This is a genomic window from Salinicola endophyticus, from assembly GCF_003206575.1.
GTDB classification, from domain to species: domain Bacteria; phylum Pseudomonadota; class Gammaproteobacteria; order Pseudomonadales; family Halomonadaceae; genus Salinicola; species Salinicola endophyticus.
The window spans coordinates 123173-147049 of record NZ_PZJO01000004.1 but is presented as its reverse complement, the minus strand read 5'-3'; the positions used below and the strand labels follow the sequence as shown (position 1 = coordinate 147049).

The window sequence follows — 23877 nt, the reverse complement described above, 5'->3', positions numbered from 1 at the left end:
CATACCCATTTCTCTATTTCTTATTTATTCGACAATGCTCACCCCTGTTAATTTCTTCCCCATACTCCACCGGCTGTTGGCCCGAATCCGAGAGACATGACAGATGGCATCGAGACATCGTTGCGCGCTGGAGACCCGGTTCCTGCCACTCGAGTTCGGCCCTATCTCACCCGATGGCGGAGTGGTACCGCTTTTCCTTACCTCACCCCAGGCTCATGGAGAGACCCATATGACGACACTGCCCCCCAGCGATGCCGCGCGCCTCAAGGTGCTGTGGTTTCTGCCCACTCACGGCGACGGCCACTATCTCGGCACCTCAGAGGGTGGACGCAACGTCGATATCCAGTACCTGCGCCAGATCGCCCAGTCCGTCGATCAGCTCGGCTACTACGGTGTACTGCTGCCCACCGGCCGCAGCTGCGAGGATGCCTGGGTGGTGGCTTCGGCGCTCGCCCCCCTGACCCAGCGGCTGCGCTTTCTGGTCGCGGTCCGGCCTGGGCTGCAGTCGCCCGCCGTCGCCGCACGCATGACCGCGACCCTGGACCGTATTTCCGGTGGCCGTCTGCTGATCAATGTGGTGACCGGTGGCGATCCGGTCGAGAACCGTGGTGATGGCCTCTTCCTTGACCACGGCGAGCGTTACGAGGTGACCCGTGAGTTTCTCGATGTCTACCGGCGCTTGCTGGGCGGCGAGACCGTCGACCACGACGGCAAACATCTGCACCTCGAGGCCGGCAAGCTGATCTTCCCGCCGGTGACGCCCCATGGCCCGCCGCTCTACTTCGGCGGTTCGTCCCAGCCGGCGATCGACGTCGCCGCCAGAACCGTCGACAAGTATCTGACCTGGGGCGAGCCACCAGCCCAGGTGGCGGAGAAGATCGCCAGCGTGCGCGCGGCGGCGGCCCAGGTCGGCCGTGAGGTGACTTTCGGCATTCGTCTGCACGTCATCGTCAGAGAGACCGATGAAGAGGCATGGCGCGCCGCCGACAAGCTGATCTCCCACCTCGACGATGACACCATCGCCGCCGCCCAGAAGGTGTTCTCGCGCATGGATTCGGTGGGCCAGTCGCGCATGTCGCAGTTGCACGGTGGCGATCGCAGCCAGCTCGAGATCAGCCCCAATCTGTGGGCCGGTGTCGGTCTGGTACGCGGTGGCGCCGGTACCGCCCTGGTCGGTAGCCCGGAGACGGTGGCGGCACGCATGCGCGAATACCAGGCGCTGGGTATCGACACCTTCATTCTCTCCGGCTACCCGCATCTGGAAGAAGCCTGGCGCTTCGGTGAATCCGTGCTGCCGTTGCTGCCGCTGGAGAACCACACCGACAGGCCCGCCGCGGCAGTCAACATGGGCCCCTTCGGCGAGACCATCGCCAATACCGAACGGCCAGCCCCCACGGCAGCACGTCGCGCCTGAGCGTCGTGCTGACCGCTGCTCCGGCAGCCGCCTTCGCCGGCCTGGCAGCGGCCGACACCTGCCACGCTATCGGACTGATTCCCGGCACCATCGTCGTCAGCAAAGGCCAGTGGGCGCGCTTTGTCGAAAGCATCGGCGCGGGCCGATGAGGGCGGGCGCCCCACGCGATCGGTCGGCGCCGGCGCAACCACGGATGGCAGACACAAGAGGTCGCCACACAGAGAAACGGCCCCGGGAGGGGCCGCTATCGCGCGACAGAAGAGTCGGCGGATGAGGGGTCGGCGAGAGAGGACTCGACGAACCCGCTCAACGCTTGGCGTGGAGCCGCTCGGCGTGGTAGCGCAGGTGATCGTCGATGAAGCTGGCGATGAAGAAGTAGCTGTGGTCGTAGCCGGGATGGCGACGCAGGGTCAGCGGGTGGTCGTGCGCTTCGCACACCGCTTCCAGGCGCTCCGGCTTGAGCTGCTCGTCGAGGAAGTTGTCGGCTTCGCCCTGGTCGATGAACAGCGGCTGGCGCGACGACCCCTTGGCCACCAGTTCGCAGGCATCGTACTGGGTGCGCAGGCCGACGTCCTCGCCGAGATAGTGCTCGAACGCCTTCTGGCCCCAGGGCACCTGACTCGGGTTGACGATCGGTGCGAACGCCGACACCGCGGCGTAGCGCCCCGGCTGGCGCAGTGCCAGCACCAGCGCCCCGTGCCCGCCCATGGAGTGGCCACTGATCGACTCACGGCCATTGACCGGGAAGTGCAGCCGTACCACCGACGGCAACTCCTCGGTTACGTAGTCGTACATGCGGTAGTGGCGCGACCACGGCTCACGCTTGGCGTTGAGATAGAACCCGGCACCGGAACCGAAGTCGTAGCTGTCGTGCTCGCCGGGCAGATCGAGCCCACGCGGGCTGGTGTCCGGACAGACGATGGCCATGCCGAGTTCGGCGGCGAGGCGCTGGGCGCCGGCCTTCTGCATGAAGTTCTCGTCGTTGCAGGTGAGCCCGGAGAGCCACCACATCAGCGGCACCCGATCCTCCTCGGCCTGCGGCGGGAGATAGATCGCGAAGATCATGTCGCAATCCAGCGCCCGCGAGTAGTGCTTGTAGCGCTTGACCCAGCCACCGAAGCTCTTGGTGGCGGAGACCAGCTCCAACTGCTCGCTCATCGACATGGTTTTCTCCTTGCAACACCGGCGGTATCACCGCCGGTGGGTTGGGCACGTCTCAAATGTGCTTCACGCGAGTCCGGACGCGCTTAGCGCGGTTTCAGGCGCGTATCGAACGCCTTTCGCGCGGCTTCGGGCGCGTATCACCCGGGCAGTCCCGGACGCGTTTCGCGCGGCTTCGGGCGCGCATCCCCCGGGCAGTCCCGGGCGCGTATCAAACGCGTTTCGCGCGGCTTCGGGCGCGTATCAATAGTGCAGCACGGTGCGGATGCTCTCGCCCGCGTGCAGCAGCTCGAACGCCTCGTTGATCTTATCGAAGGCCATGTTGTGGGTGACGAACTCGTCGATCTTGATCTCGCCATCCATGTAGCGCTGGACATAGCCCGGCAGCTCGCTGCGGCCCTTGACGCCACCGAAGGCGGAGCCCTTCCAGACCCGGCCGGTCACCAGCTGGAACGGACGCGTCGAGATCTCCTCGCCGGCACCGGCGACGCCGATGATGATCGACTCGCCCCAGCCCTTGTGGCAGCACTCCAGCGCCGAGCGCATCACGTTGACGTTGCCGATGCACTCGAAGGAGTAGTCGACGCCACCGTCGGTCAGATCGACGATCACCTGCTGGATCGGATCGTTGTAATCCTTCGGGTTGACGAACTCGGTGGCGCCGAACTGGCGTGCCAGCTCGAACTTGTCCGGGTTGACGTCGATGGCGATGATGCGCGACGCCTTGGCCATCTGCGCACCCTGGATCACCGCCAGGCCGATCGCCCCCAGACCGAATACCGCCACCGTGGCGCCCGGCTCCACCTTGGCGGTATTGAGCACCGCGCCGATACCGGTGGTGACACCGCAGCCGAGCAGACAGATCTTGTCCAGCGGGGCCTCCTTGGAGACCTTGGCCAGCGATACCTCGGGCAGCACGGTGTATTCGGAGAAGGTCGAGCAGCCCATGTAGTGGTGGATCGGCTTGCCATCCAGCGAGAAGCGCGAGGTGCCGTCGGGCATCAGGCCTTTGCCCTGGGTGGCACGTACCGAGCTGCACAGGTTGGTCTTGCCCGAGAGGCAGAACTTGCACTTGCCGCACTCGGCGGTATAGAGCGGGATGACGTGATCCCCCGGCACCAGCCCGGTCACGCCCTCGCCCACCTCTTCGACGATACCGGCGCCCTCATGCCCCAGCACCGAGGGGAACAGCCCTTCCGGATCCTTGCCCGACAACGTGTAGGCGTCGGTGTGGCAGACACTGGTAGCGACCATGCGCACCAGCACTTCACCCGCCTTGGGGCCCTGGACGTCGATCTCTTCGAGGGAGAGGGGTTTGCCCGCTTCCCAGGCTACGGCAGCACGCGATTTCATCTTCTGGTCTCCTTTTAGGATGTCGATTCGCTCACCTCACCGGGGCGAGGTCTGGCGATCGTCTTTGATGTGAACCCAGCATTTCTGCTTTGAACCCAGTCTAGGCGCTCGCTGGCTGGCAATAAACCGGGACAAAGACACATAATCATTGCTGCACAGCAACAATCGAGGAGACGTCATGTCGCGCTGGGAAGGAATCGAGGCGTTCGTGGCCGTGGTCAGACTGGGCACCTTCACCCGTGCCGCGGAGTCGCTGAAGGTCTCCAGTTCGCATGTCAGCCGGCTGGTCAGCCAACTGGAGCAGAGTCTCGGCGCGCCGCTGCTCTACCGCACCACGCGGCAGATCCGCCTGACCGACGGCGGCGCGGTCTACTACGAGCACTGTCGTTCCCTGCTCGATGGCTTCCGCGAAGCCGAGGATGCGCTCAACGCGCTGCAGCCGCTGCCCCAGGGGCGCCTGGCGATCAGCTGCGCCACCACCTTCGGCGAGCGCTACATCGCGCCGCTGGTCAACGAGTTCCACTGCCGCCACCCCCAGCTCGACGTCCAGCTCCACTTCACCAACCGTGCCGTGGCGCTGATCGACGAGGGCTTCGACATCGCCATTCGCATGGGGGTGCTCAAGGACTCCAGCCTGCTGGCGCGGCGCCTGTGCGAACGCCGCGAGTACGTGGTCGGCTCGCCGGCCTACTTCCAGCGCGTCTCGCCCCCGCACAGCCTGTCGGAGCTGGGCCACCACAACTGCCTGAGCGGCTCCCGCGATAGCTGGCTGTTCCAGGTCGACGGCCAGCAGCGCGAGATCCGCGTCTCCGGCAACTGGCGCGGCAACTCGGGGCCGGCGCTGCTGGACGCGGCACGCCGCGGCATCGGCCTGGCTCAACTGCCGGACTACTACGTCGAGCAGGCGCTGGGGCGCGGCGAGCTGATTTCGGTCCTCGACCGCTACCAGTTCACCGACACCGCGGTGTGGGCGGTCTACCCACGCCATCGCCAGCTGTCGTCGAAGATCCGTCTGCTGGTCGACTTCCTGGTCGCGCGGCTACCGGCGACCATCGCCGGCTGGGCGGCCGGCAGCCGCATCGAGCGGGACGAGACGCCAGTGACAGCGAGGTGATGGCCGTAGCCCGCCGCCTGCACGGCGGGTGACGGCTCACGGCCGAGCTCAATGGGTGAAGAAGTGATCGATGCCGTCGTTGAGGTAGGCGTCGCCGAACTCCGCCTCGCGCGCCAGCGCGGCCGGGTCGGGCAGTTCGATGCGCTGACGCGAGCGCAGTACCAGCCCCTCCTCGCGGAAGGTGGTCAGGGTGCGGCTGACATGAACCGACGAGAGCCCCAGGGCATCGCCGAGATGCTGCTGCGATAGCGGCAGGCGGATACTGTTACCGTCCCGCGCCTTGGTACGCTCCAGGCGCACGAACATCTCATAGATCAGATGCGCCAGGCGCTGGCGCGCACTGCGCCGGGCCAGGTTGACCAGCCGCTCGGTGAGCAGCGCCTGCTGATGCGAGGAGATGGCGAAGAAGATCGCCGAGAGAGTGAGGGATTCACGGAAAACGTTGATCAGGCGGCGATGCGGAAAGTGACAGATGACGCCATCCTCGAGCATGGCCACGCCGGTGAGGCGATCCTTGAAGGCGAATTCGCGCAGGCCGATGATGTCGCCGGGCAGGTAGATCTCGAGAATCTGACGCGAACCATCCTCCATGTGACGGAAGGAGTAGGCCCAGCCGCGGCTGAGCGTGCAGAACTCGCGGGCGCTGTCGCCCTCCTGCCACAGGATCTGGTCGCCCTTTACCTCGCTCGGGCTCTTCTCCAGATCCGCCAGCAGCGCCTCGTCGTTCTTGGAAATTTCACCGTAGTGCTTGAAGTGACGAATGATGCAGCTGTCTTTGCTCATTTCCCTTGGCCTTGTGATCTAACCCGCAACGTGGTGCACGCCTTGTCTATCGAGACGACAGAGTCTAACGAGACGACAGAGCGCCATCATCACGGATCACGCGACGCGCACCAGACTGCCCCGAGAAGCCTCATGCACGGCCTGTGGCCGCACCGATGCCCTCGCTGCAGGGACTCCTGGATTCAGGGATTTGATAGTGGCACAGCTCTAGCTCAATGTCCTTATCACCGTTGATATCGGGATCTTTCACGCAGCACGGGGCGCCGCCGCTGACGACCCGGCCGCGGCGTCGACCCGGCGCTCAGCACTCGATGGTATTGACCGCCAGTCCGCCGCGCGAGGTCTCCTTGTACTTGTCCTGCATGTCGCGCCCGGTGTCGCGCATGGTGCGGATCACCTTGTCCAGCGAGACGAAGTGTTCGCCGTCGCCGCGCAGCGCCATCTGGGCGGCGTTGATCGCCTTGACCGAGGCGATCGCATTGCGCTCGATGCAGGGCACCTGGACCAGCCCGGCGATCGGATCGCAGGTCAGCCCCAGGTTGTGCTCGAGGCCGATCTCGGCGGCGTTCTCGACCTGCGCCGGACTACCTCCGAGCAACTCGGCCAGCCCCGCCGCGGCCATCGCGCAGGCCGACCCCACCTCTCCCTGACAACCCACTTCGGCACCGGAGATCGAGGCATTGGTCTTGCACAGGATGCCGATCGCGGCGGCCGCCAGCAGAAAGCGCACCACGTCCTTCTCGCACGCGCCGGGCTGGAACTTCATGTAGTAGTGCAGTACTGCCGGGACGATACCCGCGGCGCCATTGGTGGGGGCGGTGACCATGCGCCGCCCGGCGGCGTTCTCCTCGTTGACCGCCAGCGCGAAGAGGTTGACCCAATCCATGGCCGAGAAGGTGCTGGCGATCAGCCCCTTGTCGTCGTCGAGGGCCATCAGGCGCCGATGCAGATTGGGCGCGCGCCGCCGCACGTTGAGCCCCCCCGGCAGCACGCCCTGCTGGTCCAGACCGCTGTCGACGCAGGCCTTCATCGCCTCCCAGATGCGCCACAGGCCGGCGCGGGTCTCGGCCTCACCGCGCCAGGCGCTCTCGTTGGCGAGCATCACGTCGCTGATCGAGAGTTCCTCGCGTCGGCAGATCTCGAGCAGCTCCACGGCATTGCGGAACGGGAACGGCAGACGCACGCCGCGGGTGGCACTCTCGCCATGCTCGGCCTGCTCCTCGTCGACCACGAAGCCGCCGCCGACCGAGTAGTAGGTGTTGGCGTAGATCGTCGCGCCGCGGCGATCGCTGGCCACCAGGCGCAGCGCATTGGTGTGATACTCGAGGATCTCGTCGCACCACTCGACGTCGCGGGCGGGATCGAAGTCGATACTGTGCACACCGGCCAGCGACAGCTGATGATCGCGCTCGACGGCAGCGAGCTTGAGCGCCAGCTCGTCGGGATCGACGCTCACCGGCTGCTCACCCATCAGCCCGCCGAGCACCGCGCTGTCGGTGTTGTGGCCCTTGCCGGTGGCACTGAGCGAGCCATAGAGGGTGACCTTCACCTGCTTGACCGGCTGCAGCAGCGCCTGCTCGCGCAGCGTAGTGACGAAAGTATGCGCGGCCTGCATCGGCCCCACGGTGTGCGAGCTGGAGGGCCCGATGCCGATCTTGAACAGGTCAAACACGCTGAAGGTCATGGTCGTCCCCCCTGGAGGTGTCGCACTGGAGTCAGAAAGCGTCGTCACGAGAACCGATGCTTGATGTAGTTTGACTTCAGTGTGCTCGCCGGTTACACCGGTCTCAATCGAATATATCTGCCCAGGGTTTTAGTCAGGCTAAATCATGGCCCAGTCTCTCAATGCTCAGACACATGCCTGGCTGAAGGTCTTCGCCGTCAGCGCCAGGCATCTCTCCTTCACCCGGGCGGCGGAGGAGCTGCACGTGACCACCGGTGCGGTCAGCCAGCAGATCAAGCAGTTGGAGGAGCGCCTGGGGTTCCGGCTGTTTCGACGCCTGCCGCGGCAGCTGGCGCTCACCGAGGAGGGAGAGCGCCTGGCCGGGGTGGTATCGCAGGCCTACGATGCGGTGGGGCTGGAGATCGATCGTTTGCGCGGCGGGGTGATGAGCGGCGTGCTGCGCCTACGCTGTCTGCCCTCGTTCCTGGCCAAGTGGCTGATGCCGCGGCTACCGCGGCTGCAGGCGCGGTTCCCCGACATCGAGCTGCACCTGAGCGCCGAGGACAGCAATCTGTCGCTGCTCGACGGCGGGTTCGACCTGGCGATCGATCTCAACGACGGCCACTATCCCGGACTGCAGACCTCGCCGCTGATCGACGAGCGCATCTTCGCAGTCTGCTCGCCGCAGCTGCTGCGCCGGCGCCCGCCGCTGACCCACCCCGAGGCGCTGGGCTACTACCCGCTGCTGCACGATGTCACCGCCTGGCGCGGCAGCCACGACTACGCCGAGTGGGAGCACTACCTGGCGGCGATCGGCGGCGAGCACGTCAATGTTCGCCGCGGCTACACCTTCAACCGTAACCAGCTCACGGTGGAGGCGGCGATCTCCGGGATGGGCGTGGCGATCGCCCGGCGCACGCTGATCGGCGACGAGCTGGAGAGCGGCCGCCTGATCGCCCCCTTCGCCGGTTCGGTCACCACCGGCAAGCGCTACGGCCTGGTCTATCAACAGGGCGCCCTCGACGATCGCCGCGTTCGCGCGATCCACGACTGGCTGGTGGAGGAGGCCGAGCGCGGCCGCGATGCAGAGACCCCGACGACGCCTTAGGCTTTGCCCGGGAACTGCCGACGCTCGTCGACTTGTCGTACGAAGCCTGGCGCCCACCCCGCGACAGGGCTGAGGGGACCTAGAGAAGAGCGCCCCTACGCAAGACGCCCGCACGACACGCCTGATGAGGGCGCGACGTGCGGGCGTCGCCGGTATTCGGTTGGGCCGTGGCCCGTGTCTTGGCTCGGTTGTACCGTGGCTTAGTCGTACCGTGGCTTAGTCGTACCGTGGCTTAGTCGTACCGTGGCTTCGTCGTACCGTGACCTAGTTGTACGGTGATCAGTTGTCGACCACCTTGGGCGGGTCGATCTCGAGCTTCTGCGCCGCAATCACCGCCTGGGTGCGGGAGTGCACACCGAGCTTGCGCAGAATGGCGGTGACGTGAGCCTTGATGGTGGCTTCGGAGACGTTCAGCTCGTAGGCGATCTGCTTGTTGAGCAACCCTTCGGTGAGCATATTGAGCACGCGGAACTGCTGCGGGGTGAGCGAGGCGATCGCCTCGGCGAAGCGGGCATCCTCCTCGTTGCCCTCGCCCATGGCGTCGGCCATCTCGGCGGGCAGCCACACTTCTCCCTTGAGCACTTCACCGATCGCCTCAGCGATGGCGTCGAGCGAGGCCGACTTGGGAATGAAACCCGAGGCGCCGTAGTCGATGGCGCGACGCACCACATCGAGCTCCTCGCTACCCGAGACCACGGTGACCGGGATATCCGGCATCTGTCCGCGCAACTGAATGAGCCCGGAAAAACCGTGAGCCCCCGGCATGTGCAGATCGAGCAGGATGAGGTCGGCATCCGGGTGACGCGTCACCACCTCGGTGGTCGCTTCCATGGTATCCGCCTCGACGATTTCCGCCTGCGGTGATACCTGGCGCAGCGCCTGATTGAGCGCCGCCCGGAAGAGTGGGTGGTCATCGGCAACGATGAATTTCTGGGCAAAAGCCATTGAATCTCCTCCGGGACTGTCGAAACGTCGAGCGAGTTCGGGGCGTAGTGGCTCGTCAACGGACAAAGTGGTTCAACTTTGGATTAATGGCATGTTACCCCATGCAATCGTCGATTCCCAAGCCTCAAATCGAGGCGAAAAAAAACCGTCACCTGACGTTGCCTCGGGGCGCTCCTCCAGGCTGAAACCCCGGCGTAAAAAAGCCGCTATCTCAGCGATAAAGAAGGGGCTTCTCCCGCACTAGCGACTTAACCCAGGATAACGCCGAGACTCCGTCTTTATTCGCGACGACCCTATTAAAAGCGTGGGTATCGACAGCACCACGAACCACTCATTCACTCATATAGATGAAAACCGGACTTCCCGAGGAAGTCCGGCATCCACACCTGATCAAGACTTAATATGGCGGTGCTCGATCAGATCCTCGACCACGCTGGGATCGGCCAGGGTCGAGGTATCGCCGAGACCATCGCACTCATTGGCCGCGATCTTGCGCAGGATACGGCGCATGATCTTGCCCGAACGCGTCTTGGGTAACCCCGGCGCCCACTGGATGACATCCGGGGTGGCGATCGGCCCGATATCCTTGCGCACCCACTGCTTGAGCGTCTGCTTGAGTTCATCGCTGGCGTCGACGTCGTCGTTGAGCGTGACGTAGACGTAGATCCCCTGCCCCTTGATGTCGTGGGGGTAGCCCACCACCGCGGCCTCGGCCACGTCCGGATGGGCCACCAGCGAAGACTCGATCTCCGCCGTGCCCATGCGGTGGCCGGAAACGTTGAGCACATCATCGATACGCCCGGTGATCCAGTAGTCGCCATCGGCATCGCGGCGGCAGCCATCGCCGGTGAAGTAGACGCCCTCGTAAGTGGAGAAATAGGTCTGCACGAAGCGCTCGTGATTGTTCCAGATCGAGCGCGCCTGACCCGGCCAGGAGTCCAGAATCACCAGGTTGCCGTCGGTCGCCCCTTCGAGGCGATGGCCGTCGTTGTCGAGCAGCGCCGGCTGCACGCCGAAGAACGGCTTGGTCGCGCAGCCCGGCTTGAGATCGGTGGCGCCCGGCAGCGGCGTGATCATGTGCCCGCCGGTCTCGGTCTGCCACCAGGTGTCGACGATCGGGCAGCGCGAGTTACCTATCACACGGTAGAACCAGTCCCACGCCTCGGGATTGATCGGCTCGCCGACGGTACCCAGCACGCGCAGTGTCTCGCGCCGGCTGTCGTCCATGATGCGCTCACCGTGGGCCATCAGCGAGCGGATCGCAGTGGGCGAGGTATAGAGGATCGAGACCTCGTGCTTGTCGACGATCTGGCCGATCCGCCCATGGCTGGGATAGGTCGGCACGCCTTCGAACATCAGCGTGGCGGCACCGTTGGCCAGCGGCCCGTAGACGATATAGCTGTGGCCGGTGATCCAGCCCACATCTGCGGCGCACCAGTAGACTTCGCCATCGTGATAATCGAAGACGGCGCGGTGGGTCAGGGCGGCGTAGAGCAGATAACCGCCGGAGGTGTGCTTGAGCCCTTTCGGCGTGCCGGTGGAGCCGGAGGTGTAGAGGATGAACAGCGGGTCCTCGGCGTTCATGGTCTCCGCCGGGCACTCCTCGGACTGCTCATCGACTCGCTCGTGGAACCACTGGTCGCGACCTTCGTGCCAGGCGATCTCGCCACCGGTGCGCTTGACCACCAGCACATGCTCGACCACATCGGTGCCGTCGCGGGTCAGCGCCGCGTCGACGTTGTCCTTCAGCGGCACCTGCTTGCCACCACGCACCGACTCGTCGGCGGTGATCACGAGGCGTGACTGGGAGTCGACGATACGCCCGGCCAGGGCATCCGGCGAGAAGCCGCCGAACACCACCGAGTGCACCGCGCCGATGCGCGCACAGGCGAGCATCGCCATCGCCGCCTCCGGCACCATCGGCATATAGAGGGTGACGGTGTCGCCCTTGCCCACGCCCATCGCTTTCAGCGCGTTGGCCAGCTGCGATACCCGTGCATGCAGCTGGCGATAGGTGATCACCTTGTGGTCGGCGGGGTCGTCGCCTTCCCAGATGATCGCGGTCTGATCGCCGCGCGTTTCCAGATGGCGGTCGAGACAGTTGTAGGCGACGTTGAGTTCGCCATCCTCGAACCAGCGAATATCGACGTTGTCCGAGGCGAAGGAGGTATTCTTGATGCGTGTCGGCTCGCGGCTCCAGGCCAGCGTCCGAGCCTGCTCACGCCAGAATCCCTCAGGGTCTTCGACCGACTGGCGATAGAGTGTTTCGTAGCGCTCGCGATCGATCCAGGCCTTGTCTGCCAACGCTTGGTCGACAGGATAGACCCGCTGCTGCTCGCTCATGGCGATCTCCCCATTTCCTCGGATTCAACGGTCGAAGCGCCGACTTCCGGCGGCGCGCTCGGCCCTCGCTGTAACGGTGAAAGCTCAATCAGCTCAATGTGATAGCGGACCGGCGACGAAGACCGCCAGCATATAACGCTGGCGCTGGTCACCCCCTATTAGACCTTCGTCTGACCTCAACCTAGATCAGCGGGAAAGTCGGAGCCAGCGGCGGTCAGTCAATCTCCGGGGCCACTGCTCGCCTGCGCCCCACCCAGCCCGACCGCGTCACCGGCGTCGTACCCAGCATAGTCCAGCTCACCACGGCAGCGCCGGCAACGATAACGGGTGCCGCGCTGGGCGCCGGCATGACGCCGCGCGCTGAAACGGTGGGGCTGCACGCAGTGGCAGCGATAGAGATAGGGCATGGGGCTGGCCCGGGCCACGTCGAAACGGTGGGTGACGGTCGGCACCAGCCCGTAGAGACCGCGCATCACCCGCTGCCACTCGTGCCCATGAGGGCGGGCACGGCGCCCCTCGTCGAGATGGAACACCAGCCAGTGGGCCATCTCGTGGGGCACGATCTCCTCCATGAAGGCGACCCGGTTCTCGTCGAGCAGGGTGGCGTTGAAGCGCAGCCCACCGCGCTGATAGTGCGCCTGCCCGGCGCTGCGGCCGCGCAGATCGAACCAGATCCGCGGACGCGGCAAACCAGGGTGGACCTCCCGGGCCAGCTCCCAGGCGGCCTCGGCACGCGCGACCAGCGCCTGCTGCAGGGCGCCGCGGTCGAGCCGCGCCAGAGCGTGAGGGTCGGCGGGGGCGAGTGCGGGCGTACACGGTGTGGGTGAGAGCGAAGTCATGAGGCGGTCGCGTGGCATGGCTGAGTATCGATGACGGCGGGCGCCAGGGCCGATCGCTGCGGGCAGGCGATGAGCGGGACGCCGATGGTAGAATGCAACCAACGGCGGGAAGCGTCCAGCGCACCCGCACCGCGATTCTTCACTTCAGTCCAGGAGCTCCCATGTCAGCCGACCACGATGACGCCATCGACAGCCATCCGCCGCTGGACGATACCGGCCTGGCAAGACTCGACGAGCTTCTCGCTCCCGAGCAACTGGGCGAGGAGGCCCCCGACGTGATCAGCGCCCACGGCTTCCTGGTGGCACTGGCCGTGGCGCCGCAGTCGCCGCCCCAGACGCAGTGGCTGGCGGAGCTGTTCGAGACGGCACCGGCGTTCGCCGAGCTGGCGGCGCGCGACGAAGTGATCACGCTGATGGAGACCCTGACACGCCAGGCCGGCGACATTCTCGAACGCGGCGAGTGGCTGGAACTGCCGTTCGACACCGACCTCGACGACGACGGCGAGATGGCCGCCGCCATCGAGGACTGGTGCGCCGGCTTCATGCAGGCCGTGTTTCTCGATGAAACGACCTGGTTCGCCCAGGACGAATCCCACGTCGCCGCCCTGCTGCTGCCCTTCATGGCGCTGTCGGGACTGTTCGAGGAGGAGCCGGAGATGGCCGAGATGGTCGCCGACGAGGCACAGTTCAGCGCCCTGGCCACGCAGCTGCCGGAGTTGACCCTCGACCTCTACCTGCATTTTCGCGTACCGCCGGAGGCACCCAAGCGCGGCCCGGGCAAGTCGGGCGGCAAGCACGAAGGCAAGTCCCGCGGCGGCGCGCGCAAGGGGAGCGCCCGGCAGCGTGGCGGCAAGCGCTGAGGCGCGCTTCCTTTACTTGAGCCGCGTCATCCAGGCGTTGACGGTGCCGAATGCCCATTCGCGCACCCGCTGCCACCAGGGGCGGCGGCGCCAGGAGGCGGCGTCGATCCGCTGGCTGGCGGCGAAGTTGCGCATGAACAGCTGGGCGACCTCGGCGGCGAAGGCGCTGTCCTCGATCTCCTGGTTGGCCTCGAGATTCCACTGCAGGCTCCAGTGGTCGAAGTTGCACGAGCCCAGCGAGACCCAGTCGTCGGCGACGCAGAACTTGGCGTGGATGAAGTTGGGCTGGAACTCGTAGATCTGCACCCCGGCCTTGAGCAGTCGCCCGTAGAAGCGCTGCCCGGCATAGCGGATGCCCGGATGGTCGTGATGCCCGCCGGCGAGCAGCAGACGCACGTCGATGCCACGTCGCGCAGCCTGGGCCAGCTGCCGGCGCAGACTCAGGGTGGGCACGAAATAGGGTGTGCACAGCCACAACCGCTGGCGCGCGGTGGAGATACGCCCGTGGAGCGACAGGCGGATCGCCTGATAGCGGTGGCCACGCCCGGAGATCACCCGCCCGCGGGCGCCCTCCTCCGCGCTCGCCGGCGCCGGCGGCAACCGCGGCGAGAGCCGTGCCCGCGAGCGTCCGCCACGGGTCAGCGGCGAATCCCACACCTGCGCGAACAGCCTCATCCAGTCATGGACCACCGGCCCTTCGACCCGCACCGCCACCTCGTACCAGGCGTCGACGAATTCGTCGACGATGCCGAAGCCACCGGTGAATGCCACCTCGCCGTCGACCACCACCAGCTTGCGGTGGTCGCGCATCAGGTTGCCCCCCAGACGGGTCACCGAGAGCGGGTTGAAGAAGCGCAGCTCGACCCCGGCGGCGCGTAGGCGCTGGCGATCACGCCGCGCAAGCCCCATGCTGCCGACGCCATCGAGCATCATCCGCACCGCCACGCCGCGTGCCACCGCCGCCTCCAGCGTGTGCACGAAGCGCTCGGCCAGCGCCCCGGATTCCATCAGATAGAGTTCGATCCACAGCTGCTCTCGAGCGCCTTCGATCGCCGCCCGCATGGCTGGCCAGAAGCGCTTGCCCTCCGGGAGTAGCTCGAAGCGATTGCCGCCCTTCCATGTCGCGCGCATGGCATCTCCCGCCGGTTGCATCGGCCCCGATTGACGCACGTTTTGCCGCGCCAGAAAAGAGCGCGCTATCCAACGGCACTCAGCGCGCGGCCGACGCCGTCCCGCGCACCATCGTCGCCACCGGCGGATATCGCTATACTGATGAATTTGCGAGGTCTTCACGCATGCGGTCAGTCAGCGGCGCAGGTCGAATGTGGCATCGCCTGAGTGGTGGCATCGTGCGCCGCTGGCTCGGCTTCCGGCTGGTCGAACCCGACCCGGTGGAACTAGACCCCGAGCCGATCACGCTCTACGTTCTTCCGCACCCGTCGCTCAGCGACGAGCTTGCGGTGGCCCAATTGACCCGCAAGCTGGGCCTGCCCGACGCCGGCCGCCGGGTCGCGCTGGGCGAGCTGACGCTGCCGAGCTGTTTGCCGCTGCCGCGTCTGCGGCGCACCTGGCGCGGCGTGAAGACCCAGGGCGCCGAGCCGCTGGGGCCGCTGCTGGCAGCACTCGAACAGGACCCAGAACTGGACGTGCAGCTGGTGCCGGTGAGCGTGTTCTGGAGCCGCGCCCCGGGCAAGGACTTCGGCTTCTGGAAGATGCTCGCCGCCGACGACTGGGCCTGGAGCGGTCGCCTGCGGCGGCTGTTGTCGCTGATCGTCAACGGTCGTCATCTGGAAGCCCACCTGGGCGAGCCGATTCGCCTGCGCCCGCTGCTCGACGATTCGCACACCCGGCTGACCCAGCGCACCCTCGCCCGCGTGCTACGGGTCCACTTTCGCCGCGTGCGCGCCCGGGTGCTGGGCCCCGACATCTCCCACCGCCGCACCCTGGTGCGGGGCGTGGTGGGCAGCCCGGCGGTCCGCCAGGCAATCGACGAGGCGGCCTCTGCCAACCGCAGCAACGCGCTCAAGGAGCGCAAGCGCGCCGAGCGCTATGCGCGCGAGATCGCGTCAAACATGTCCTACCCGGTGCTGCGCTTTCTCTACGAACTGCTCAAACGGCTGTGGAACCGGCTCTACGACGGCGTCGATGTGCATGGCCTGGAGGCGGTCAAGGCGATCGCCGGCGAGCGCACCCTGATCTACGTGCCCTGCCATCGCAGCCATGTCGACTATCTGCTGCTCTCCTACGTGCTCTACCGGGAGGGGCTGATGCCACCGCACATCGCCGCCGGACGCAATCTCGACATGCCGCTGATCGGTCCGCTGCTGCGCCGTGGTGGTGCCTTCTTCATGCGTCGCAGCTTCAAGGACAACCGGCTCTACGCCGCGGTATTCAACGAATATCTGCACCGCCTGATCGCCCGCGGCCAGCCGGTCGAGTACTTCATCGAAGGCGGGCGCTCCCGTACCGGCCGCATGCTCGACCCGCGCCCCGGCATGCTGGCGATGACGCTGCGCTCGTTCGTGCGCGACGCCACCCGCGACGTCGCCTTCGTACCGGTCTACATCGGCTACGAGAAGGTGCTCGAGAGCAACGCCTATCTGCGCGAGCTGCGCGGCGGCAGCAAGAAGAAGGAGTCGCCGCTGGATCTGATACATGTGCTGCGACATCTGCGCCAGCCGCACGGCCGGGTCGCGGTCAACGTCGGCGAGCCGCTGTCACTGACCGATTTCCTCGATGGCCTCGCCCCCGCCTGGCGCGCGGAGCGCGACCAGCCGCGCCCCGAGTGGCTCAAGCGCGCAGTGCCCCAACTGGGTCGCACGCTGGCCGAACGCATCAACGATGGCGCCACCGTCAACGCCGTCTCGCTGGTGGCGATGGCCCTGCTGGCGACGCCGCACCACACCATCGAATCCGACCTGCTGGCGCATCAGGTGGCGCTGCTGGTGCGGCTGCAACAGCGCGCACCCGGCAGCGCGCACTGCCGCCTGCCGGCGGGTGACGCCGCCGCCTGGATCGATCAGGTGGTCGCGCTCGGCTTCATCCAGCGCCGCCCCCAGGCGCTGGGCGAGCTGATCAGCGCCAGCCCCGAACAGGCCACGCTGCTCACCTGGTACCGCAACAACGTGCTGCACCTGTTCACCCACTTCGGGCTGGTGGCCTTCGCTTTCCGCAACAACGTGGCGTTCTGCCTCGACGAGCTGGATACCCTGCTGGCGCCGGCGTGGCCGCTGATCGCTCGCGAGCTCAATGCCCGCGAAGTGGCGGATCATCGTCAACACCTGGCGGCCACCCTCGACGCCCTGAGCGCCGAAGGGCTGCTCAAGCAGAGTGACAACGAGTGGCGCCGCCAGCCCGGTCACCTGGAAGCCAGCGAGCAGCTGCGTCTGCTCGGCCAGCCAGTGCAGCCGACACTCGAACGCACTTACCTGCTGCTGGCTTCGCTGCTGCGCTACCCGAGCGGTGAGCTGACCCGCGAGACGCTGGAGGAGCACAGCCGCCTGCTGGCCGAGCGGCTGACGCTACTGGCGGGTCTCAACGCGCCGGAGTTCTTCGACAAGCGGCTCTTCTCGGCGCTGCTGGAAACCCTGGAAGCGCAGGGATGGCTGCGTGTAGAGGAGGAGCGACTGCACTACGACGACGCCCTGATGCGCGCCCAGAAGCGCAGCCGCACCCTGTTCGATCCGGAGCTGCGCCATCGTCTGGTCCGCCTCACCCGGCAGTGAGCCGGACCGGCACGCCTTCCGCTCACGCGCTCGTTTGGCTACGCCTTGAATACCCCAGCACCCACTCATGTCCTCAAGGATGCTTCCCCATTCAGGCCAGCACCGAGCCCCGCTCATTGGCGGCCGCGGCGGAGGCAGCTCCCCTGCCGCTGCACCAGGTTGCGATATGCACTCTTCACGGTAATGGCGCAGCATCGACTACCTCTGACGCGCAACCGCTAGCCTGGTGAGGGTAGTCGCCATGCGGTGAGAAAGGTCGTGAAAAGGCGACGCAAGAAGACACCAGGAAAGGCGTCGAATCCAGTCCGCGTCAGCCGTCGAAAATGCCCATGGCAATCCAGGAAAAGCCTGCCTCAACGCAGGGAAAGTCCCGGATGATAGGTGAATAACGCCCCCAATGGAGCAACGGCAGCGGTGTGGCATTTGGCAGGTCGCGGTGTAGAGATCGATCACACCGGCGAAGCAGTCCAGCGGGGAGGAGATGCGAATTATCTAACAGATAGATATGAAAAAGCCGGCCCAAGGGCCGGCTTCGTTCGAACGGGCGGCCGTGGCCGCCCGAGTCGGGTATCGCTTAGAAGCTGTAGACAGCACCCACAGCGACGCCGTTGCCCACGTCGTGGGTACGGTCGTACAGGGCGCCTTCAACGAAGGTGTACATCGCCGGCGAGATGTTGTAGGTCGCGCCGAGGATGAATTCGTTGAAGTTGTCGTCGCCAGCGTAGTTGCCAGCGCTGTCGACAGCACCACGGTTGGTGGCGATAGCAACGTTCTTGTCAGCGTCAACGTACTGGTAGGAACCGTAGAGGTCACCAGCGAAGTTGTCGGACAGGGCGTAGCCGTAGCGCGCGCCGACGGCGTAGCGCATGATATCGCCGCTTTCGCCGTCAACCTTCATGTCGGTATCTTCGACCTTGGCTGCCAGACGCAGAGTGTCGATGGTGTACTGAGCGGTCACACCGTAAGCCTTGGCTTCGGAGTAGTCGCCAGTCGTGGTGTTCTGCAGCTTGTAGTTGTTCAGGTCGTCGTAGACAGCAGCGACGGAGAACGCGCCCACAGCGTACTTCAGACCACCGAAGAACGAAGCGTTGGAACCGCCACGATGTTCGTAGCCAGCGACGTCGAAGTCAGCGTCGCTGCCATTCCAATCGGCATCACCCTTGTACTGGGTACCGATGGCGAACTGCAGGCCAGCCCAGACCGGAGACATGTACTGGAACTTGTCGCCTTCACGATCGATACGCTTGGAAGAAGCGTAGCCGTAGAGGCCACCCAGGTCACGAGTCGAGTCGGTGTTGTCGAAGTACTCGTTGTTGGAGATCGGATCCTGGACCCAGTCGTCGATCAGCGGATCCCAGGAACCCAGGCGTGCGTCACCGAAGTTGCCCTTCAGACCCAGGTAAGCCTGGTCGCCGTTGCCGAGACCGTTGCCGATCTTCTCTTCGTCGGCTTTGTGCTCGAACTCGGCCTTGAAGTAGCCGGTCAGGCCCGGGTTGATGACGTGCTGGCCGGAGAAGCCGACGGTGGAGCCGTTGTCGAACAGCTCGTCCTGGGAATCGGAGCCAGTGATACGGCCTGCGCTGTCGTAGCTACCAGTCTCGATGGACTTGTAGGCGATCTGGATGTTGCCGTAGATGTCGAGCTGCGTGCCGTCCTGGTTGTAGACAGTCGCCGCCTGAGCCGCAGCGGAGGCGCCCAGGGCACCAGCAATAGCAGTCGCTAAGAGCGTCTTTTTCATCGCGATAGGTTCCTTAACTAGCTTACTGTTCGATCGTGTCTGCAGATGCAGTCGGCTTCGGTACCCTTCAACCAGCCTCGTCACGCGAACGAATGACGGCTGCGGAACTCTGAAGCCTTGTTATTGTCCAATGCTCGCCGAGAAACCATATACTGGACGTGTAGCGAACGCAACAAGAAAAAAACACTGTTTTCGTTGCTCGCCGCACCTTCCGTGGAGCCTCCGGCGCTCATGCTTTGCGTCATCATCGACGGCTGAGAGACGTCATTACGCTAGCGCCGACCGATGTCATTTCAATGACATAGGCGCGACGCCTGGCGACTGACACATCATGCCGGGCGCACCATAGCGTCCGAATCGGCCTGGCAAAATACGACGAAAGTGCTATCGAGCGAAGAAAGGTGCGACGCCACGCCACGCAGCGTCGATGCCGTGACTGGGGCCAGAGCGGTGCCCAGAATCAGGCATCACGGCGGCCATGCTTGGCCAGCAGTTCGCCGATCTTGCGATCGAGCTTGTCGGCCCGCTGGCGCGTCTCCTTCACCTGCTGTTTCTTTTGCAACGCCTCCAGCTGGCGCTTGGCGTGCTTGGCCTCTTCAGCGCTGACCACGTCGCTGTCCGCCCCCTGCAGATCGACCCGACGCGCGCCCTCGCGCACCGACTTCAGATAGCGCGGCAGGTGCACATAGCAGGCCAGCGCCCGCCGCACCAGCTTCTCGGGCCAGGGCTCGCAAGCGCAGAGATCGAGATGGATCCCGGTCTTCAGCGGCCGAGTATGCCCCTTGAAGAAGGCCTGGGGGTAGCGCTTGTACCACTGGGCCAGCAGCGCGTGGGGCGAAGGCGCCTCATGTTCGGCGCCGAACGCCAGCGTGTTCTGGGCTGCACCGCCGTCTGCCGGCTCGGCGCCACCTGCACCATCCGAAACTGCAGCGGCGTCATCACTCGCCTGCGACGGTGGCGTCGGGGAGGATGGCGAAGCGCTCGCCGCAGCGGGCTCCGAGGGGGGCGTGGCGTGAGACGCCGGCGCCTGCGGTGCCGCAGCCATCTCCGGCGCAGCCGGGGCCTCCTGCTCAGCAGGCAGCTCGGGTGACACCGATGGCGTCGAAGTGAGGCGCTGCAGCGGCGAAGGGCTGCGCCGCGACGCCTCCTCGCCCCCCTCTTCCCGGGCCCGTGAGCGCCGGAAGGCCAGGCTGCCCAGCCCGCGCACCCGGCTACCGCCATCGGGGTCTTCGGGGTGCACATGTCCGCCACTGATCATGGGGTCGAGTTCGGCCAGTGCCAGCAGGCGCTCCTTGAGCGCGCGATTTTCCGATGCGAGCGTCCTGCTGCGTTCCCGCTCGGCCTCCAGCGCTGCCTGGCTGGCATCGATCTTGCGCTCGATCTCCGCCAGCAGCGCCTGTGTTCGTTCCGTCAACACGGCCTGACTCCTCCCTCGCTTGTGCGGCGACCCGCGTGTCGGGCACGCAGGTCGTTCAAACTCAGCCAGAGCTTCCCGCCCGGCGGTAGTGGACAAAAGCATAATCCGGTTGACCCGGCTTGGCAGCCCCGGCCACACGCTCGATCTCCTGCCACTGGCCGTCCTCGAGCGTCGGAAAGTGCGCGTCGCCGTTCAGTGTGACCGCGACCTCGGTGAGATAGAGGTGCGATGCCAGCGGCAGCGCCTGGGCGTAGATCTCGCCCCCGCCCATCACCATGATCTCGTCGGCGCCATCGATCAACGCCTGCTGGTCGGCGAGCGCCAGCGCCGCAGCCAGATCGTGGCAGACTCGAACCCCCTCGTGTCGATAGCTCGGCGAGCGCGTGATCACGATATTCAACCGACCCGGCAGCGGCCGCCCGATCGATTCGAAGGTCTTGCGCCCCATGACCAGCGGCTTGCCCAGCGTCAGCGCCTTGAAGTGCTTGAGATCCTCGGGCAGGTACCAGGGCAGCTGGTTGTCCACGCCAATGACGCGATTCTGCGATAGTGCCGCGATCATCGCCACCGGGGTATCGAGTTCGACGTGCGAGGCGCTGCTGGGGGTCGAATCACTCATACGGCGATGGGCGCCTTGATCGCCGGGTGGGAGTGGTAGTCTTCGATCGCGATATCGTCGAACCGGAATGCGAACAGGTCATCGATCTCGGGGTTGAGCCTGAGTCTCGGCAGCGGCAGCGGCTCGCGGCTCAACTGCAGCCGGGCCTGATCGAGATGATTGAGATAGAGATGCGCATCGCCCAGGGTGTGCACGAACTCCCCCGGCTCGAGGCCGCAGACCTGCGCCACCATGTGCGTGAGCAGCGCGTAACTGGCGATATTGAAGGGCACGCCGAGGAAGATATCGGCGCTGCGCTGATAGAGCTGGCACGACAGCCGCCCCTCGGCGACATAGAACTGGAACAGCGCATGACACGGCGGCAGCGCCATATCATCGACCAGCGCCGGATTCCATGCTGAGACGATATGCCGACGGGAGTCGGGGTGGTGGCGGATCTGCGCCACCACCTTGGCGATCTGGTCGATCGATTCACCGTCAGGCGCCGGCCAGCTACGCCACTGGTAGCCGTAGACTGGCCCCAGATCGCCATTGGCATCCGCCCACTCGTCCCAGATGGTGACGTTGTGCTGATGCAGATAGGCGATATTGGTGTCGCCACGCAGAAACCACAAGAGCTCGTGGATGATCGAGCGCAGATGCAGCTTCTTGGTCGTCACCAGCGGAAACCCCTGGCTCAGATCGAAGCGCATCTGATGACCGAAGACGCTCAGCGTACCGACACCGGTGCGGTCGGCTTTCTCGATGCCGCTATCCAGCACCCGTTGCATCAGATCGAGATAAGGCCGCATTGGGCTGGCACTCCTTCACTAGCTAGCAGCGCCGCAGACCGATGAAGCAGTCCAGGCGGCGCTTGAAATCACATGTCTCCAGCGCGTCGAGCGCTTCACCAGGCCGGCATCGCTACCTTGCGCGCTCAACCGGCCGCGGAGTCGGCGCGGGCATCGTCGACCGCATTGCGGCGAGACCATACCACCAGCGCCACGCCGGCCAGGATCATCGGCAGCGACAACAGCTGCCCCATGGTCAACCAGCCGAAGGCGATGAAGCCGAGCTGCGGGTCCGGCTGACGGAAGAACTCGGACAGAAAGCGGAAGCAGCCGTAACAGACCAGGAAGAGCCCGGAAACGAAACCGCGCCGGCGTGGGGTCAGCGATACCAGCCAGAGAATGGTGAACAGTACCACACCCTCAAGGAAGAACTGATATAGCGATGACGGATGCCGCCCCTGCCCACCCATTCCGGGGAACACCATGGCCCAGGGTACATCGGTGACACGGCCGGGCAGCTCGTGATTGATGAAGTTGCCGATACGCCCCGCCCCCAGTCCGATCGGCACCAGCGGCGCGACGAAATCGGTGAGCTGGAAGAAGGCCAGCCCGTGCTTGCGGGCGAACAGCAGCGACGCGATCAGCACCCCGATCAGACCGCCATGGAAGCTCATGCCGCCGTCCCAGATCTGGAACAGCCATAGTGGATTCTCGATCAGGCGGTCGAGCCCGTAGAACAGCGCATAACCCAGGCGCCCGCCCAGCACCACGCCCAGCGCACCGTAGAACAGCATGTCGCCGATATCATCGGGCTTGAGTCCTAATCGCGCGGCACGCAAACGCCCCAGCCACCAGGCGCCGACGAAGCCAACGACGTACATCAGTCCGTACCAGTGCACCTTGAGAGGCCCCAGCGAGACGGCGATGGGATCGATATCGGGATAGGCCAGCATGCGCGCTCCTTCGGCAGCGGGGGTCGAGATCGTCGGTCAGCCCAGCATCAGCTTGAACCCGACCACGATCAGCAGGAGGGCAAAGATACGTCGCAGCACCTTGGCAGGCAATGCATGGGCGACTTTCACCCCCACTCGAGCCATCGGCACGCTGGTCACCATCAGGCCGAGAAACGCCGGCCACATCACGAAACCGGTCGCGCCGCTCGGCAGCCCGGCCTCGCCCCAGCCCACCACGACATTGGTCACCGTACCGATCAGCGCGATCGGCAGACCAATGGCGGCGGAGGTGCCGACCGCCTCGGTCATGCGCTGGGTGAAGCGCGACAGCCACGGCACCGACATCACGCCGCCGCCGACCCCGAACAGCGTCGAGACGCCACCGATCACCGCCCCCGCCGCCGCCATCGGCCAGCGCTGGGGCTGACGCCCCTGGGTGGCCGGCGGACGCGACAGCAGCATCTTCAGCGCCATGATCAGGGCAAAGACGCCAAACAGCCGCGTCAGCGCCGCCCCGGGCAGCGCCGAGGCCAGCAGCACACCGAGGATACCGCCGACCAGAAGCCCCGGGATCATCAGTCGCAGCCAGTCGCGGCGCACGCTACCCCGGCGCCAGTGCCCCCAGGCCGAGGAGGCGCCGGTAACGACGATGGTCGCCAGCGAGGTCCCCACCGCCAGGTGGGCGGTCACCGCCGGGTCGACCTGCTGGGCCAGAAAGGTGAAGACCAGCGCCGGCACCATCACGATGCCGCCACCGATACCGAAGATGCCCGCCAGCAGCCCGGCGATGGCGCCCACCAGCAGATAGATGACCACCGCGGTCAGCATCGCGCCACCCCGCGGCCAGACAGCGAAGAGGTGATCTCGCCGGGAAGCGCTACCAGCGCCGGGTCTCGAAACATGCGGGTGATCCTTGGGTATGAAATCCAGGGGCGGGAAGTGAATAGCCTGCTCAGAGGGTGTTTACAAATTCGGCGAGCGAAGGCAAGACAAGGCGAAATCGGCCGAAAAAGCGGAGTTTACAGGGGGTAAATGAGCATTTTGAGGTCGATTTCAACGCCGTATTGTCGAG

The 23877-nt window shown here is 65.6% G+C and carries 20 protein-coding genes; 6 read left to right on the top strand and 14 right to left on the bottom strand.

Going from position 1 to position 23877, the window contains the following annotated elements:
• The first annotated feature begins 229 nt into the window (after positions 1-229).
• Together ssuD and DOM66_RS19560 are read left to right on the top strand one after the other, a co-directional pair.
• Entirely contained in the window at positions 230-1414 is a 1185-nt protein-coding gene (ssuD, locus tag DOM66_RS10090) for an FMNH2-dependent alkanesulfonate monooxygenase (RefSeq protein WP_110690037.1), read from the top strand.
• A 5-nt stretch (positions 1415-1419) separates the two neighbouring features.
• On the top strand, positions 1420-1563 hold the full coding sequence (locus DOM66_RS19560) for a hypothetical protein (protein WP_157959029.1): 144 nt from the start codon (positions 1420-1422) through the stop codon (positions 1561-1563).
• 157 nt (positions 1564-1720) lie between these two features.
• Here DOM66_RS19560 and fghA read toward each other — a convergent pair whose 3' ends face one another.
• Both fghA and DOM66_RS10080 read right to left on the bottom strand, forming a co-directional pair.
• The gene (gene fghA, locus DOM66_RS10085; RefSeq protein ID WP_110690036.1) at positions 1721-2578 is read right to left on the bottom strand and encodes an S-formylglutathione hydrolase; all 858 of its coding nucleotides are present in this window, start codon (positions 2576-2578) and stop codon (positions 1721-1723) included.
• A gap of 240 nt (positions 2579-2818) precedes the next feature.
• Positions 2819-3928, bottom strand: coding sequence for an S-(hydroxymethyl)glutathione dehydrogenase/class III alcohol dehydrogenase (locus DOM66_RS10080; RefSeq protein WP_110690035.1), 1110 nt, complete (start codon positions 3926-3928; stop codon positions 2819-2821).
• A 178-nt stretch (positions 3929-4106) separates the two neighbouring features.
• On the opposite strand from DOM66_RS10080, the gene DOM66_RS10075 reads away from it, so the two are divergent.
• Positions 4107-5042, top strand: coding sequence for a LysR substrate-binding domain-containing protein (locus DOM66_RS10075; RefSeq protein ID WP_110690034.1), 936 nt, complete (start codon positions 4107-4109; stop codon positions 5040-5042).
• A gap of 48 nt (positions 5043-5090) precedes the next feature.
• Here DOM66_RS10075 and DOM66_RS10070 read toward each other — a convergent pair whose 3' ends face one another.
• Positions 5091-5825: a Crp/Fnr family transcriptional regulator gene (locus DOM66_RS10070; RefSeq protein ID WP_110678313.1), complete on the bottom strand. Its 735-nt coding sequence runs from the start codon at positions 5823-5825 to the stop codon at positions 5091-5093.
• A gap of 301 nt (positions 5826-6126) precedes the next feature.
• Positions 6127-7509, bottom strand: a complete 1383-nt coding sequence (locus DOM66_RS10065; RefSeq protein WP_110690033.1) for an L-serine ammonia-lyase — start codon at positions 7507-7509, stop codon at positions 6127-6129.
• 145 nt (positions 7510-7654) lie between these two features.
• Here DOM66_RS10065 and DOM66_RS10060 point away from each other — a divergent pair, with 145 nt between their 5' ends.
• On the top strand, positions 7655-8596 hold the full coding sequence (locus DOM66_RS10060; RefSeq protein WP_110678308.1) for a LysR substrate-binding domain-containing protein: 942 nt from the start codon (positions 7655-7657) through the stop codon (positions 8594-8596).
• A 279-nt stretch (positions 8597-8875) separates the two neighbouring features.
• Here DOM66_RS10060 and DOM66_RS10055 read toward each other — a convergent pair whose 3' ends face one another.
• From DOM66_RS10055 to DOM66_RS10045, 3 genes are all read right to left on the bottom strand, one after another.
• Positions 8876-9541: a response regulator gene (locus DOM66_RS10055; RefSeq protein WP_106418338.1), complete on the bottom strand. Its 666-nt coding sequence runs from the start codon at positions 9539-9541 to the stop codon at positions 8876-8878.
• Between the two features lie 390 nt (positions 9542-9931).
• A complete protein-coding gene (gene acs / locus DOM66_RS10050; RefSeq protein WP_110678306.1) occupies positions 9932-11884 on the bottom strand; it encodes an acetate--CoA ligase in 1953 nt (650 codons plus the stop codon).
• 218 nt (positions 11885-12102) lie between these two features.
• The gene (locus tag DOM66_RS10045; RefSeq protein ID WP_110690290.1) at positions 12103-12723 is read right to left on the bottom strand and encodes a SprT family zinc-dependent metalloprotease; all 621 of its coding nucleotides are present in this window, start codon (positions 12721-12723) and stop codon (positions 12103-12105) included.
• 161 nt (positions 12724-12884) lie between these two features.
• On the opposite strand from DOM66_RS10045, the gene DOM66_RS10040 reads away from it, so the two are divergent.
• Positions 12885-13583 (top strand): YecA/YgfB family protein, encoded by a 699-nt coding sequence (locus DOM66_RS10040; RefSeq protein WP_110678304.1) that lies wholly within the window; start codon positions 12885-12887, stop codon positions 13581-13583.
• 12 nt (positions 13584-13595) lie between these two features.
• Here DOM66_RS10040 and DOM66_RS10035 read toward each other — a convergent pair whose 3' ends face one another.
• Positions 13596-14714 carry a phospholipase D-like domain-containing protein gene (locus DOM66_RS10035; RefSeq protein WP_110678302.1) on the bottom strand — a complete coding sequence of 373 codons (1119 nt, stop codon included), beginning with the start codon at positions 14712-14714 and terminating at the stop codon, positions 13596-13598.
• A 191-nt stretch (positions 14715-14905) separates the two neighbouring features.
• On the opposite strand from DOM66_RS10035, the gene plsB reads away from it, so the two are divergent.
• Positions 14906-17308, top strand: a complete 2403-nt coding sequence (gene plsB / locus DOM66_RS10030) for a glycerol-3-phosphate 1-O-acyltransferase PlsB (RefSeq protein WP_188115168.1) — start codon at positions 14906-14908, stop codon at positions 17306-17308.
• Positions 17309-17882: 574 nt separating this feature from the next.
• On the opposite strand, the gene DOM66_RS10025 is transcribed toward plsB, so the two are convergent.
• The 6 genes from DOM66_RS10025 to DOM66_RS10000 form a co-directional block, all read right to left on the bottom strand.
• Positions 17883-19046 (bottom strand): porin, encoded by a 1164-nt coding sequence (locus DOM66_RS10025; RefSeq protein ID WP_110690031.1) that lies wholly within the window; start codon positions 19044-19046, stop codon positions 17883-17885.
• 460 nt (positions 19047-19506) lie between these two features.
• Positions 19507-20463 carry a ProQ/FINO family protein gene (locus DOM66_RS19895; protein ID WP_245392408.1) on the bottom strand — a complete coding sequence of 319 codons (957 nt, stop codon included), beginning with the start codon at positions 20461-20463 and terminating at the stop codon, positions 19507-19509.
• A 61-nt stretch (positions 20464-20524) separates the two neighbouring features.
• A complete protein-coding gene (locus DOM66_RS10015; protein WP_407071984.1) occupies positions 20525-21025 on the bottom strand; it encodes a dihydrofolate reductase in 501 nt (166 codons plus the stop codon).
• Between the two features lie 53 nt (positions 21026-21078).
• Positions 21079-21873, bottom strand: a complete 795-nt coding sequence (locus DOM66_RS10010; protein WP_110690029.1) for a thymidylate synthase — start codon at positions 21871-21873, stop codon at positions 21079-21081.
• Positions 21874-21998: 125 nt separating this feature from the next.
• Complete coding sequence (lgt, locus tag DOM66_RS10005) at positions 21999-22805, bottom strand: prolipoprotein diacylglyceryl transferase (protein WP_110678292.1); 807 nt, start codon at positions 22803-22805, stop codon at positions 21999-22001.
• 36 nt (positions 22806-22841) lie between these two features.
• Positions 22842-23633 carry a sulfite exporter TauE/SafE family protein gene (locus DOM66_RS10000; RefSeq protein ID WP_110678290.1) on the bottom strand — a complete coding sequence of 264 codons (792 nt, stop codon included), beginning with the start codon at positions 23631-23633 and terminating at the stop codon, positions 22842-22844.
• Positions 23634-23877: the final 244 nt, after the last annotated feature.

Bases quoted from the DNA above. Each gene is read 5' to 3' on its own strand.
- ssuD (WP_110690037.1), top strand. From the start codon at position 230: ATGACGACACTGCCCCCCAGCGATGCCGCGCGCCTCAAGGTGCTGTGG.
- fghA (WP_110690036.1), bottom strand. From the start codon at position 2,578: ATGTCGATGAGCGAGCAGTTGGAGCTGGTCTCCGCCACCAAGAGCTTC.
- DOM66_RS10080 (WP_110690035.1), bottom strand. From the start codon at position 3,928: ATGAAATCGCGTGCTGCCGTAGCCTGGGAAGCGGGCAAACCCCTCTCC.
- DOM66_RS10075 (WP_110690034.1), top strand. From the start codon at position 4,107: ATGTCGCGCTGGGAAGGAATCGAGGCGTTCGTGGCCGTGGTCAGACTG.
- DOM66_RS10070 (WP_110678313.1), bottom strand. From the start codon at position 5,825: ATGAGCAAAGACAGCTGCATCATTCGTCACTTCAAGCACTACGGTGAA.
- DOM66_RS10065 (WP_110690033.1), bottom strand. From the start codon at position 7,509: ATGACCTTCAGCGTGTTTGACCTGTTCAAGATCGGCATCGGGCCCTCC.
- DOM66_RS10060 (WP_110678308.1), top strand. From the start codon at position 7,655: ATGGCCCAGTCTCTCAATGCTCAGACACATGCCTGGCTGAAGGTCTTC.
- DOM66_RS10055 (WP_106418338.1), bottom strand. From the start codon at position 9,541: ATGGCTTTTGCCCAGAAATTCATCGTTGCCGATGACCACCCACTCTTC.
- acs (WP_110678306.1), bottom strand. From the start codon at position 11,884: ATGAGCGAGCAGCAGCGGGTCTATCCTGTCGACCAAGCGTTGGCAGAC.
- DOM66_RS10045 (WP_110690290.1), bottom strand. From the start codon at position 12,723: ATGACTTCGCTCTCACCCACACCGTGTACGCCCGCACTCGCCCCCGCC.
- DOM66_RS10040 (WP_110678304.1), top strand. From the start codon at position 12,885: ATGTCAGCCGACCACGATGACGCCATCGACAGCCATCCGCCGCTGGAC.
- DOM66_RS10035 (WP_110678302.1), bottom strand. From the start codon at position 14,714: ATGCGCGCGACATGGAAGGGCGGCAATCGCTTCGAGCTACTCCCGGAG.
- plsB (WP_188115168.1), top strand. From the start codon at position 14,906: ATGTGGCATCGCCTGAGTGGTGGCATCGTGCGCCGCTGGCTCGGCTTC.
- DOM66_RS10025 (WP_110690031.1), bottom strand. From the start codon at position 19,046: ATGAAAAAGACGCTCTTAGCGACTGCTATTGCTGGTGCCCTGGGCGCC.
- DOM66_RS10015 (WP_407071984.1), bottom strand. From the start codon at position 21,025: ATGATCGCGGCACTATCGCAGAATCGCGTCATTGGCGTGGACAACCAG.
- DOM66_RS10010 (WP_110690029.1), bottom strand. From the start codon at position 21,873: ATGCGGCCTTATCTCGATCTGATGCAACGGGTGCTGGATAGCGGCATC.
- lgt (WP_110678292.1), bottom strand. From the start codon at position 22,805: ATGCTGGCCTATCCCGATATCGATCCCATCGCCGTCTCGCTGGGGCCT.
- DOM66_RS10000 (WP_110678290.1), bottom strand. From the start codon at position 23,633: ATGCTGACCGCGGTGGTCATCTATCTGCTGGTGGGCGCCATCGCCGGG.